Here is a 13,345-nt window from a genome sequence, read left to right as displayed (position 1 = left end):
AAAATCATGCCATTATCGGCATAATCTAGAATTTTTAGAAGTGTATAAAACATGCAAACATGATAATTCAGGCTTAACACCCTTACAATACGATGCTATACAGTCAGCAACACAATCATTCAAACGCTTACTACGGTACAAGTAAACAAGCGAACAAATATGACGCCACTCTGAATAAGAGTATTGTTTTGAAAAATCTTTTTTCAAATTCAAAACAGCTTCAACCGCGCGCTTAATCACACTAAACTCATCTAAACCAAACAAGCCAAGACTAGCCGTCAAACAGTCAGCGAATGCGTGAGAATGCGACTGATTATTAAACGTACGCTGCTCTAAAGTATCTAAAATTATTTCATCAAGCTGCACGAGAGTAGTATTCTTAGAAAAATTAACAATACCAATACTACGATTTTGACGCGCAATATTACAAAGCAAGTTATTAACAGTCGTGTAAACCCATGCTTGAGCAGTACGCGACGGATGATCAGCGTCAGGGCAATCACAAAAAGTGAAATCATCATCCCAAACAGTCCACAACTCATGCTTCACAGTATCAACTAGATTATCTAAAGAATTTTCACCACAAGCACAAAGCCAGCGCGTGCACACTTTAGTTAAATGAATTTCTTCACACAATGTGTTAATACGATTAATAATAGTTTTCTGATCTACTAAAGTACTCATCTAATATTCCTATCCTAAAAATCCAGTCTTAAATAAACGAATACGCGCTAGCGTTCTAACTTTTTTAAAGCGCGAGAAATAGTAGTAAGACGTTCTTTATACGATTGAATAAGCTTTTGCCTAGCATTCTCATCAAGTAAAGAAGTAATATTATTAGAGTAAGCGACTAGGTTATCTAACGTTGTAAACTTACTATCAACATGAGTTAATAAATCAGAAAACTGTTTAGCAGTTTTTTCTACTAAACCTTCTGTTGAATCATAAAAATATGAGGCAGTACGGCAAGCATCATCAAACTCTTCTTTAGCAGGAGATATCGAGTACTTTCCAGTATCCCAAGTTTCAAAACAATTCATGAAATAATCAGCTATTGTTTCACGCTTACGATTATCCTGTAAACAATCATTATTCACACTCACGCTAGTATCTGTTGTGATAGCAGTTTTTTGACGCGAAGGAACTTCAACCTCTAATTCTTCTACCCAGTCAGCAAGATGAATAGAAACAAGAGGTTGTGTGCATTGAAGAATAGTAGCTAATTTAGCTTGATTAACAGTATCACCATTAATAAGAGTTAAAGAAGACTCATGATTACTTTTAGCCCATTCAATAACACTAGTTTCATCAATAATAGAACGAGTAACACCATTCTTACCAATATAGTAAGCGCAAAAAGTTTTATAACCATTACCAAACAACCATTCAAGAGCACTACTAGAAAGTTGTAAATACTGTTGAATAGACGCGTTAGAATAACCATCTAACTGTTTCAAACGTGCGAGTAAGAACAGTTTAGAAACTTCTAAAATACTCACGTTACGAATATCAAGAGCGTAAGAAATAGTTTTACGAGGAATACCAGTTAAATGAGAAATATCACTACTATTTTTACCCTTATTAACATACTGAGAATACTCAATAAACGATTTCGCAATCTCACAGGCTGCACGGTTAGTAGAACGTGTTTTACCGTCCGCGCTAAGCACGCGCGGTAAAGTGGCAACTGCGACATTAATGTCGCAGTTGCCATCCTTGATAAATTGTTGTGCGGAACGTCGAACTGTTATCTCATTAATGCCTAGTAGGTGTGCGATTACGCGGTTGCTGATTGCCTCGTGTTTTAGTGCTTTGACCATGAGGTCACGTTCACCACGCGTCTTATAAATCTGAGCGTCATTAAACTTAGCTTTGCAATACTCAGCCCATGAGGTAAAACCAAAACGTGTGTAAGCCTTACCAGAATAAGCTTCACGAACAAGACGAGCTAAATCAGCACACTTAGTTTCAAAAGCTTTATAAGTATCCTGAGTATCTACAATGCAATGTTGAATCTGTTCAGTAATTTTCTCAGCCCAAACGTGAGCTTCAGAATCAGATAATTGGCTAGTTTGTTTAGCAAGATTTTCATCGTAGAAAAGTTCAACATTAGCCCTAACGCTAATTAAATCATTTTCTGTAGTTGTATTCGCATTTTCTACAACATCCATTTTTGCCCCTTAAGTAAGGGGTCAAGACACTAAAAGTGCCCCCTGTGGGACTCGAACCCACAACCCAAGACTTAAAAGGACTCTGCTCTGCCAATTGAGCTAAAGGGGCAACAAATGCTTAGTGTACTACATTTTGTAGACTAATCCAACTTCTTTGATGTTGGCGTGTTAGTTTGCAAGTTGTCCTAATTGCATAAGCTTATCTTTGATTTGGCTTGCGGATGGCTCAACCATAAAGCTGCCGTCGCTAAAAGTCACAACAGGAATATGCTTCTGACCGCTAATCTCAACAGCTTTTTGAGCAGCTCCGTCTTCGGACTCAATATTGTGCCAAGTAAAAGCAACATTAAACTGGTTAAGCGCGGACTTTGCGCGAATGCAATCGCCACACCAATCGGCTCCGTAAACATTGACTAATGGCAAATTTTCCATAAACTATCACCCCAATTCAGTTTGATTGTAAAGTGGCCATTAAAGTGGTCATTAAAGTGGTTTGCAAATGTAGCATAAATTTTCACTCATAATGGTCTGTAAAATCATTGTATTAGAACACTAATATTTGTGTAATTTTTGCGAATAATCAACAATTTTAACTAAAATTTGAGCAAATTCCCTTTAATGTGTCCCTTTAATTTCATAGGCTTATTATATGAACATGGTTATGGACTTAAATTTGGTTATATGGTTTACTGTTGGCGCAGTTATTTTAGCTGTTGCTTTAGTGGCGGTAGCTGTTGTTTTGCGAATTATTGGAAAATCGAATGGCCCAGTAATACCTACTAGCAAAGAAGACCCATTGTCTAGTAGCGCTGAAAATAATGGCGATTTTAGCGCGCAATTGCCAGAAAATGCAACGTCTAGAATGGCTAGGCTTAGAGGCAAGCTTGCGAATAGTCAAAATCCTTTTGGACGCGCGCTTTTTAACATTTTAAGCAAAGATAATATTAGTGAAGATGATTGGCAAGATGTAGAAGATACGCTTTTAATGGCGGATGTTGGTGCTCAAGCAAGCGAAGAGTTGGTTGAGTCGCTTAAAAAAGACGCCAGGATTTCTGATGCTGCAAGCGCGCAAGAGGTTCGCGAAACATTGCGCGCAAAACTGCTGGATGTTGTTGGAGTCAAAGCAGATAGAAGTCTAAAAGCAGATTTGCAAGATGCAAATAAGCCAAGCGTAATCATGATGGTTGGCGTAAATGGCACTGGAAAAACCACTACTGCTGGCAAGCTTGCGCGACTAATGGTTTCTAAAAATCGTTCTGTAATTCTTGCTGCTGCCGATACTTTCCGCGCGGCTGCTGCCGATCAGCTTGAAACTTGGGCAAATGCTGCAGGCGTTAAAGTTGTGCGTAGTCAAAAAGATGGCGCAGATCCTGCTTCCGTGGCTTTTGATGGCGCTGCGGCTGCCAAAGAAGCAAACGCAGACGTTTTGATTGTAGACACGGCTGGAAGGTTGCAAAATAAGGCAAATCTTATGGAAGAGCTTGGCAAAATCCGCCGCGTAATCGAGAAAACTGTCCCTGTAGACGAAGTGCTTTTAGTTCTTGATGCTACAACTGGCCAAAATGGAATGGCTCAAGCAAAAGTCTTTGCTCAAGCTATTGGAATTACGGGCGTTGTGCTAACAAAGTTAGACGGTTCCGCAAAGGGTGGAATTGTGATTTCTGTTCAACGCGAGCTTGGAGTTCCTGTAAAGCTTGTTGGGCTAGGGGAAGGCCCAGATGACCTTGCTCCGTTTGACCCAGAAAGTTTTGTAGACGGCATTTTGGCTTGAGTTGCTTTTGGTTTTAGTCGCATTTTAGATTAAGTAATTTTGCTTTAGTAACTTTTAGCTTGAGTTGATTAGAATATAAATTAAATTGCAACCACCGATGGCTGCGTTTGTGAGGTGAAAAATGACCGCAATAGATCCGCAATGGGCGTTACTAGCTGCCGCATTAGTGTTTATAATTACTCCAGGAATCGCACTGTTTTATGGTGGCCGTGAGCGCGCAACATCAATGGTTAACATGATGATGCTTTCTGCTGGTGCAATTGCGGTAACAACCATAGTTTGGACGCTTTGGGGCTGGTCAATGGCCTTTGCTGGCAAAGACATGATTGGCGGCGTTGTTGGCGACCCTGTAAGCGGATTGCTGCTACGTGATTCAATGGTGGCAGATCACGGCATTTTTACTTCGATGGATGCAAACACTGGCCTTGCTGGCGGAATTCCAGCGGCATTTAGACTTGCGTGCGCGGTTGTTGCTGTGGCTCTTATAACTGGCGCGCTTGCTGGTCGTGTGCGCTACGCGATTTGGCTAATATTCGTAGCTGTTTGGGTAACTCTTGTGTTTGCGCCTCTTGCGCACATGGTTTGTGGAGGCGGTCTGCTTTCGCCAAATGGCGCTATATCTCAGGCTCTTGGAATCCAGGTTCACGATTTTGCAGGCGGATCTTTGCTGCACGTAGCTGCGGCTGTTTCGGCTTTAGCAATTGTTCTTATTATTGGCGGTCATGCTCATTTTCCTCTTAAGAATTTTGTTTTGCATACCAAGTCTTTTGCGACTTTGGGTGGCGCAAATTCGGAGCACAAGGGCAATTTAGTTCGCGCACTTTTGATGGAAGTCGCAAAGTCTAATAAGACTAATGATTCTGCTGCTTCTAGCGATGATTCTAAAGCTAAGGGCGATTCTTCTTTAGAAAACTCTAGCGAGCTTGCGGTTAATGGCCATTTTTCCAATGTTTCTGCACGAGCTCCGCACAATGTTCCATTTGTTGTTCTTGGAATTTTCATCATTTGGTTTGGATGGCTTGGCTTAATGATTGGATCTTCTGTAGGTCTTCCAGGAGTTGCTGGATATGCATGGGTTAGCTCAACTATTACAGCGTCTGCGTCTATGCTTGCTTGGGGCGTTACGGAACGCTTGCGCTCGGGATGTTTTAGCGCCGTTGGAGCAGCTAGTGGAATCATGGCTGGTTTGGCTGCTAGTGCCGCCGCTGCGGACGTTATAGCGCCTTTGTGGGCGGTTGTACTGGGTGCGATTGTTGGTGTTGTTACATGCCTTGCTACGCATTCTAAGACTTTTACTCGCTACGATGGTGCGCTACACGTTGTAAGCGTAAATGGCATTGCTGCGCTTATTGGCATTATAGCTGTTGGATTGTTTGCGGATGCAAGCGGATTGCTTTCTACTGGCGATTGGCATCAGCTAATTGCGCAAATATGCCTTCTGGCAATCACCATTCTTTATTCTGGAGCTGTTACAGCGTTGCTTGCGTTTGGATTAGAGAAGCTTTTTGGTTGGAGAATATCGGAAGCTAAAGAGCGTAAGGGTGTTGATTTAGCGGATCAAGGTGAGCGCGCTTATGATTTTTCTGGCATTGCTCAAGAAAAATCTGCGATCGACGCTGAAGATAAGACGCAAATGTGACACACTCGGATTGCGCAATGTGGATAAAACTTTCAGTTATCCACATTTTAGGCGTGTTGCTGTGTATATCTATAAAAGTTATACACAAATGGGGGATAACTTTGTGGATATCCTGCGGATAACTTTTTTGAAATCATATTCAGTTTGCAATTCAAAAAGTTTTATGATAGCGATTGCATAATTCAAGATAAATGATTCAATTACCAAAAAGGCATGAAAAGGCGTTAAATAGGCCATTATTATGAGCGATCAGAGTGAAAACGTTAACAAAAAAGACCTATTGAAACATATGTTTTCTCTAGCTATTCCTACATTTGGCCAGCTTATTGCAGAGCCAGCGTTTGTTTTAGTAGATACTGCAATAGTTGGGCATTTAGGCAAAATGCAACTTGCAGGGCTTTCAATAGGCTCAACCGTGCTTTTAACAACAACGGGGCTATGCCTGTTTTTGGCGTACAACACCACAAGCCAAGTTGCAAGGCTATTGGGTGCTGGCAAAAATCGCCAAGGGCTAAGCGTTGGAATGGATGGATTGTGGCTTGCTCTCGTGCTTGGGGTTGTTCTAACGCTTGTTTTAATGGTGTTTGCGCGTCCGCTTTGCCAAAGTTTTGGCGCAAATGGCGAAACGCTTAAAAACGCGATTATTTACACTCAAACTGTTATGCCAGGTTTGCCTGCAATGTTGCTAATTTACGCTGCAAATGGCATTTTTAGAGGACTTAGCAAAGTAAAAATCACGCTTTTTGCTGCAATAAGTGGAGCTGTACTAAACGCTATTTTAGATATTCTATTTGTGTTTGGAATGAACCTTGGCATTGCCGGGTCTGGAATAGCAACGATGATAGCGCAATGGTATATGGGCATTGTTTTAATGCTACCAGCGATTTTTTGGGCAGCTCGAGAAAAAGCACGTTTGCGTCCACAAGCGCGTAACATACTTAAAAGCGCTGGAAGTGGCGTTCCGCTGTTTATACGCACATTGGCATTACGCGCGTGCATGGTGGCAACTGTTGCAGCTGCTGCGCGACTTGGAACGAACACTTTAGCGGCATATCAAGTTGCAAATTCTTGCTGGAATTTTGTTATGAACATATTAGATGCTATAGGAATTGCAGCTCAAACAATAGTCGCCTCCGCTCTTGGAGCTGGCTTATTAAAACGCGCTAATGTAATCACAAAAGTTTGCGCACAAGTAGGAGCATTAAGTAGCGTAATAGTTGGAATTGTAATGATATTTGCAGGATGGTTATGCTCGCCGCTGTTTAGTCCAAATGCAGAAGTGCAACTTTTGGTTTCAATAGGAATGACGATTCTTGGAATTTTCTTGCCGCTATCTGGATTTATGTGGGCTTTAGACGGAGTGTTAATCGGGGCTGGAGATCACAAGTATTTAGCCAAATCGTGCTCAATTACAGCAGTTGTGTATCTTATTGTAATTAGCGCGGTTTGTGTGGCAAATGTGGCTCTTTTTGCGGGAGATATTACTAAAACAATATCGCTGTGGGTTGCTCTTAACGCTGTGTATATTGGCGGACGCGCGCTTGGAAATTCGCTTAGAGTTAAAACGGATGATTGGATGAAGTGCGCAAATCTGTGATTTGTTAGGTTGATTTTTAAGTTGATTTGTGATTTGTGACTTTTAAGTTGATTTGTAAAATCGTGAAGTATTTAACTTACGATTTGTGTTGGTTTATATAAACTTTTTGTTTGCGTGCTCCGTGCAGACGTTTATACTCGATTTTATGGCAGATAATGATATGTGGCAGTCAAATCGAAAAGACTCAAACCGATTAAACAACGCCAACGCTAATGTTAGCTTGTTTGACAAGGTTCCGCCTCACGACGAAGATGCGGAAATGGCCGTTTTGGGCGGAATGCTAATGAGCAAAGATGCTATTGGCGAAGTTTCGCAAATCCTAGAAACAGCAGACTTTTATATTCCAAAACATCAAACAATTTACGACGCGATTATAAGCCTGTTTTCTGGGTCGCAACCAGTAGACGTTGTTTTAGTTGCAAACGAGCTTCTAAAAGACGAAAACCTGGAGAAAATTGGCGGAGCAGACTACTTGCATAGCCTTGTAGCATGCGTTCCTACAGCAGCGAACGCGCTATATTATGCGGATATTGTGCACAAAAATGCGATTTTGCGAAACGTGATTGCTGCTGGAACAAAGATTGCGCAAATGGGGTATTCGGCTACGGGAGATCAAGCAGAAGATGTTGTGAACCTTGCGCAATCCGAAGTTTACGAGATGAGCTCTGGCAAAGTTCATCAAGATTATTCCGCTATTGGCCCAGTTGTGCAAGACGCTCTCGAGCAGTTAGACAAGTTGCAAAGTAACGAGATTGAAAAAGGTGTTCCAACAGGATTTAGAGATATTGACGACATGACGCAAGGCTTGCAACCAGGGCAAATGGTAGTCGTAGCTGGTAGGCCTGCAATGGGAAAGTCAACTCTTGGAATCGACTTCGCTCGTTCTGCAGCGTTGCATCACAATATGACAACAATCGTGTTCTCTCTAGAAATGAACAAATTGGAGCTTGCTCAAAGAATAATCGCAGCCGAAACGGATATTCCAATGACGGCAATGCATCGCGGAACTCCAGAAGACATTACAACAGATAGGTGGACTAAGCTAAATGCGTTTTGGTCAAAAATGAAAGACGCTCCGCTTTTTATAGACGATAGTCCAAATATGAGTCTTATGGAAATTCGCGCAAAATGCAGGCGACTAAAGCAAACGAACGACCTAAAGCTAGTTGTAATCGACTATTTGCAACTTATGACTTCGGGTAAAAGGGTTGAATCTAGGCAGCAAGAGGTTTCCGAGTTTTCGCGTGCGTTAAAGCTGCTTGCAAAAGAGCTAGAAGTGCCAGTTGTTGCACTAAGCCAGCTAAACCGAGGGCCAGAAATGCGAAACGATAAAAAGCCTCAGCTTTCGGATTTGCGCGAATCGGGATCTATTGAGCAAGACGCAGACGTTGTGTTTCTTGTGCATAGGCCTGATTTTTACAACAAAGAAGATCGCCCTGGCGAAGCAGACATTATTATGGCAAAGCATCGTAATGGCCCTACAGAAACGTTTAATCTAGCTTTTCTTGGAGCAACGTCTAAGTTTAAAGATATGCCGCAAGGATACCAGCCGCAATCATATGCGCAAGGAAACGATGCTGTTGGAGGCTATGATGGCCATGCTGCTTGATGCTTTTATGCCTGCTGTAGGAAAGCTGGTTCGCGCGGTTTCTAGAGCGTTGCACCACGGCGGAAGCGCTTTACCAGGCAAAGTTGTAGAAACACTAGACCGTGGGTTTTTAGCTAGAACGCTAGGGAGTTTGCCTTACGGAGTTGTGCTAATTTCGGGAACTAATGGCAAAACTACTACGACTCGCATGGTTGCGTCTATGCTCAGAGATGCTGGATTGCGCGTGTTTACAAATCCTACGGGATCGAATTTTACGCGCGGAGTTGTGGCGTCGCTTGTGCAAGAAATGCCTGTTTTTGGCACAAAGTTAGATGCGGATATAGCTGTTTTAGAGCTTGATGAAGCTTATGCTGTGCATTTTGTAAATCAAATAAAGCCGCGCTATTCGCTTCTTCTAAACGTTATGCGAGATCAGTTAGATAGATTTGGCGAGATTGACACTACAGCTAAATTGCTGAGTAATGTTGCGCACGCGACTAAGCGAGTAGTTGTGTTAAATCGCGAAGATCCGCGAATTTCCGCGCTTTCTAAAGACGTTTTGCCGCCTTGCAAAGTAAAGTATTTTGGTTTGGATGATTCGTTAAGAAGCATGTTCCCAACCGACGACGATTTGCATAGTGATTTGTGTGGCGATTTGTGTGGCGATTCGCGTAGTGATTCGCATGATGATTCGCGCAATCTTCCGCATGCAGATGTTGTTTTGGCAAAAGTTGCAGATGCAGATAATAAAGCCGATTTTTTGATTGATGGGCATAGAAAAACTACTAGCGTTAAGTTGCGAGGCGTGTATAACATTTTTAACGCGGCTGCTGCGTCTACGATTGTGCGCGCTATTTTGGCGGATGCTGCTAAAAAAGATGCAACACTCGCAAAATTCGACGACGATGCGCTTATGGAAGCTATTTCTCGCGTAACGCCAGCATTTGGTCGAGGCGAAGTAATCGAAGTTAACGGCGCTCCTGTGGAGCTTGTTCTAGTGAAAAATCCTATTGGATTTAGACTTGCGCTCGCTTCTTGTAAGCCTGCAAATCATGACACAATGATTGCAATTTGCGACGAATACGCGGACGGTCGAGACATGAGCTGGCTGTGGGATGTTGATTTTACGTGCTTTAGCAGCACTGGAGTCGCTTGCGTTTCTGGCACACGCGCATGGGATATGGCTTTGCGTTTGCAATACGACAAAGTTGCTTCTAGAAATGTGAACACTGATTTAGAAGAAGACGTTAAAGCTTTTGTGAATGGTGATTTTAGTAGCAATGCTAAAAACGCAAAACGCATATATTGCACATACACTGCAATGCTTCGCGTGCGAGCTACATTAGGGCAAATCGCAAGCGTTAAAGACGTTGGAGTTGGAAAGTAAAGAAAGTAGTCGTAATGAATAATATGAGTGATGTTGGTCAAGCGAATACTGTAGTTGCAAGCAAAGCCGAAAATCGTGTATTAGATATTGTGTCGCTCTACCCGAAAGACATGAATATTTACGGTGATTATGGCAATGTGCTTACGATTATGCGCCGAGCGGAATTGTATGGCTACAAGCCCGTGCTTCACGAGTACAATGTTGGTGATGATTGGCCAAAGCGCGTGGATATGATTCTTGGTGGCGGTGGCCAAGATCATGGTCAAAGTAGAGTGACAGATGATTTATTTGCGCGCGCAGACGCGATTCGCGAGCTTGCAAAAAATGGCGTTCCAATGCTTATGATTTGCGGGCTTTACCAGCTTTTTGGAGAATACTTTGAGACTATTGAAGGCCAGAAGCTTAAAGGCATAGGCATACTCGGCGAGCATACGGTTGGCCAAGACGTGCGCATGATTGGAAATCTTGTGGAGCATAGCGCCGATTTTGGAGATATTGTGGGATACGAGAACCATTCTGGGCGCACAAGTTTGCAAGATGGTACGCAGCCACTTGGATTGGTTTATGGCGAAAATTGTGGAAACAACGGCGAAGACCACACGGAAGGTGCGCGCAAATACAACGTTATCGGCACTTATATGCACGGTTCGGTTTTGCCAAAAAATCCGCGTTTGGCTGACTTTTTAATTCGTACAGCTGCGCAAAATCGTTACGGTGAATTTGCGCCAAAGCAAAGTGACGCTCAGCGCGCGGAGCTTGCCAAATTGGACGAATTAGCCGAGCGCGCTCGCAAAGTGGCCGTAACTCGTCCGCGGTAAATTAACATAGGCATATGCGCGATTTAGTAAAAATTTGATTGATTATTTTATTTTATGCGCATAGTGTGTATAATCTTTTTATGAGATACAAAGAGATTGAAAAACGTCTTAAGAAGGACGGCTGGATACTTTTTGCACAGCGTGGAAGTCATTGTCAATTCGTACATAAAACTAAAACAGGTAAAGTCACAGTGCCTAAACATCCAGGTGATATTAACCCATCTGTTGTTAAGTCAATTTGGCGTCAGGCGGGAATTAGTGAAGCAAAGGTGAAATGATGAAATTAGCGTATCCTGTTATTCTTACTCCATACGAAGATAATAGTGGGGGTTTTGTTGCAGAAGTCCCTGATTTGCCAGGGTGTGTAACTGGCGGTAGTAATCTTGCAGAGGCTCTGATTATGGCAGAAGATGCAGCAAGTGGATGGGTTCTTACAGAACTCGAAAGTGGTAAGACTGCGCCAAAAGCTAGTGATATTAGTGATATTGTTGTAGAAAATCCTAATTCAAAGTTGTCTATGGTTGCGCTTGATATGGATTCCTATGCTGCAAAATACGGTTCTCAGGCAGTTCGTAAAAATGTTACTGTTCCAGCTTGGCTTGACACTTGGGCACAAAAAGCTGGCATCAGCTACAGTGGGGCTTTGCGCGATGCTTTAGAGGCTTTATATGCTAAAGGAGCTGTGAATAAAGCTTAGTTGTATTATTAGCTATATTATCTGATTTGTTATGCAATATTGCACAATCAATTAATACAAAAGCCTGCTGAAGCTTGCAAAGTGTTGCAAATCAGTAGGCTATTTAAATGTAGAACTGATGAGTATATGATTACATAGCCGCTGTGTATATTTGACAACTGGTATTTATTGTGATAAAATAATGAAAAGGGATTTTATATAATAATGGAGTTATATATGAAAAACAAAGTTGTCTTGCATTATACATTTATAGCTGCGCTATTTTCTATTATTTTAATATTGTCATTTGCTAATGTTGCTCAAGCTGAATCATCTGACTATAAATCAGAGACTTATGTAGATTTTCCCAAAAAGCAGCATAAGACAAAATTTCAGAGTATGTATTTTTCTTTACTAGATACTTATGAAAATCCAGAGTTAGTAAAAAAGTTCTATATTTCAAAATATTTTACAGAATTACAAAGAATACAGAGCGAAGCTATGCTTCCTTCTCTTAGTGAAGAAACAGCTACTATTTACAAAAATTCTCTTTTTAATTCCTCGCATAAAGATAACAATAATGTAACAAAAATATTGCAATTTCTAGATATATATGAGAATAAATATGAAAATAATCAGATTCTATCAGAATTGCATAAATTAGAGTTAAAAGTATTAAAAAATGAACTAACACAAAAGGAAGCTATTAATATTGCAAAATTGTGGCTTCCATCAAAGCAGGAGGTTACACCTCGCAAACCTTTACTTACTGAGAGAAATTCAGGCATAAATCTTGAAGCGGCCAGAGCATATGCGCGAGAATGGGCGTGGAAAATAAATCCAAAATATGGTGAAGAAAAAAGTAAGTTAATATTTCCGGCAGATTGCACAAATTTCGCTTCGCAAATTCTATATGCTGGTGGTATTGGTATGGATAAGCATAATGATGTATTTAAAGGGTGGTGGTGGAAAGCTAGAGGAGATCGTTCGGTTTCTTGGATTAATGCCAATGTTTTTAAAAATTATATGGGGTATGGATTTAGTACAAGTTATTGGGGAATGTTAGTAGATAATGTTAGGGATGGAGATTTTATTGGTGTTGATGAAAGTAATGATGGTACTGTCGATCACATAGGGTTTGTATTCCTAAAAAGCAACGGTAGATTGCGTATAGCTCAACACACTGAAAATTATTTAGATTGGGATAAGAATTGGTATTCATTCAATGGTGAAGGAGCTTATTATCGTGTTCGTCGTTAAATATTGGAAAGAATGGTTTTTACCATTATCTTTTGTATTTTTAGCAGTTTTATTGCTTATTAAAATGCCAGGAAAGTATCCAGCAGATTTTGATTTAAGTCTTTTGGGTGTTGTGTTAGTTTCAATTATTTCACCAATAATTCAAATGATTGTTGGGTTGTGTAATAGAGGATTAATTCGTAAGAAAATATTAATTATTATTGATAGCATATTAATACTTGCTGGCTTTATTGAAATATTCTTTGGCCAATTTATTGTTGTACATGTTTTGAATCGTGGAATGGTCAAGTACACAATGGATCGTGGACCGCAAGTTAATGTTGCTACTGTTGCAGCTGCATCTATCGTAGTTGTCTCAATGGTATTATGGAGTATTCACGAACTGGAATTTAATAGTAATAAAATTAAACGAATATGAGACCGACAAATAATTAAAGA

General features: G+C 41.1%; 13 protein-coding genes and 1 tRNA gene. 10 read left to right on the top strand and 4 right to left on the bottom strand.

The features are described from left to right. Positions 1-12: 12 nt before the first annotated feature. From NYP55_RS04525 to NYP55_RS04510, 4 genes are all read right to left on the bottom strand, one after another. Complete coding sequence (locus NYP55_RS04525; protein ID WP_076002548.1) at positions 13-684, bottom strand: hypothetical protein; 672 nt, start codon at positions 682-684, stop codon at positions 13-15. 47 nt (positions 685-731) lie between these two features. Further along, positions 732-2,171 carry a hypothetical protein gene (locus NYP55_RS04520; RefSeq protein WP_472781615.1) on the bottom strand — a complete coding sequence of 480 codons (1,440 nt, stop codon included), beginning with the start codon at positions 2,169-2,171 and terminating at the stop codon, positions 732-734. A gap of 36 nt (positions 2,172-2,207) precedes the next feature. Beyond that, a tRNA-Lys gene (locus tag NYP55_RS04515) sits at positions 2,208-2,280 on the bottom strand. Between the two features lie 59 nt (positions 2,281-2,339). Next, positions 2,340-2,603, bottom strand: coding sequence for a mycoredoxin (locus tag NYP55_RS04510; protein WP_016635485.1), 264 nt, complete (start codon positions 2,601-2,603; stop codon positions 2,340-2,342). A gap of 217 nt (positions 2,604-2,820) precedes the next feature. Between NYP55_RS04510 and ftsY the strand changes: the two genes are divergently transcribed. From ftsY to NYP55_RS04460, 10 genes are all read left to right on the top strand, one after another. Further along, positions 2,821-3,942 carry a signal recognition particle-docking protein FtsY gene (gene ftsY / locus NYP55_RS04505; RefSeq protein WP_060785787.1) on the top strand — a complete coding sequence of 374 codons (1,122 nt, stop codon included), beginning with the start codon at positions 2,821-2,823 and terminating at the stop codon, positions 3,940-3,942. A 121-nt stretch (positions 3,943-4,063) separates the two neighbouring features. After that, complete coding sequence (locus NYP55_RS04500) at positions 4,064-5,581, top strand: ammonium transporter (protein WP_102704840.1); 1,518 nt, start codon at positions 4,064-4,066, stop codon at positions 5,579-5,581. 241 nt (positions 5,582-5,822) lie between these two features. Continuing rightward, positions 5,823-7,178: an MATE family efflux transporter gene (locus NYP55_RS04495; RefSeq protein ID WP_472781614.1), complete on the top strand. Its 1,356-nt coding sequence runs from the start codon at positions 5,823-5,825 to the stop codon at positions 7,176-7,178. 145 nt (positions 7,179-7,323) lie between these two features. Continuing rightward, positions 7,324-8,787 carry a replicative DNA helicase gene (gene dnaB, locus NYP55_RS04490; RefSeq protein ID WP_004131116.1) on the top strand — a complete coding sequence of 488 codons (1,464 nt, stop codon included), beginning with the start codon at positions 7,324-7,326 and terminating at the stop codon, positions 8,785-8,787. After that, the gene (locus tag NYP55_RS04485; protein WP_180963203.1) at positions 8,771-10,153 is read left to right on the top strand and encodes a MurT ligase domain-containing protein; all 1,383 of its coding nucleotides are present in this window, start codon (positions 8,771-8,773) and stop codon (positions 10,151-10,153) included. The genes dnaB and NYP55_RS04485 overlap by 17 nt, the downstream gene beginning before the upstream one ends. 14 nt (positions 10,154-10,167) lie before the next feature. Then, positions 10,168-10,971 (top strand): type 1 glutamine amidotransferase, encoded by an 804-nt coding sequence (locus NYP55_RS04480; protein WP_472781613.1) that lies wholly within the window; start codon positions 10,168-10,170, stop codon positions 10,969-10,971. Between the two features lie 80 nt (positions 10,972-11,051). Beyond that, a complete protein-coding gene (locus NYP55_RS04475) occupies positions 11,052-11,249 on the top strand; it encodes a type II toxin-antitoxin system HicA family toxin (protein ID WP_018634701.1) in 198 nt (65 codons plus the stop codon). Next, positions 11,249-11,668: a type II toxin-antitoxin system HicB family antitoxin gene (locus tag NYP55_RS04470; protein ID WP_004116411.1), complete on the top strand. Its 420-nt coding sequence runs from the start codon at positions 11,249-11,251 to the stop codon at positions 11,666-11,668. The genes NYP55_RS04475 and NYP55_RS04470 overlap by 1 nt, the downstream gene beginning before the upstream one ends. A 216-nt stretch (positions 11,669-11,884) precedes the next feature. After that, complete coding sequence (locus NYP55_RS04465; RefSeq protein WP_004131108.1) at positions 11,885-12,907, top strand: amidase domain-containing protein; 1,023 nt, start codon at positions 11,885-11,887, stop codon at positions 12,905-12,907. After that, complete coding sequence (locus tag NYP55_RS04460; RefSeq protein WP_004116406.1) at positions 12,894-13,325, top strand: hypothetical protein; 432 nt, start codon at positions 12,894-12,896, stop codon at positions 13,323-13,325. Before NYP55_RS04465 ends, NYP55_RS04460 begins: the two co-directional genes overlap by 14 nt. Positions 13,326-13,345 lie beyond the last annotated feature (20 nt).

The sequence above is a fragment of the Gardnerella sp. c10Ua_31 genome, assembly GCF_055700915.1.
Note: the sequence above shows the minus strand (reverse complement) of the source record. Positions and strands in the feature narration are given on the sequence as shown.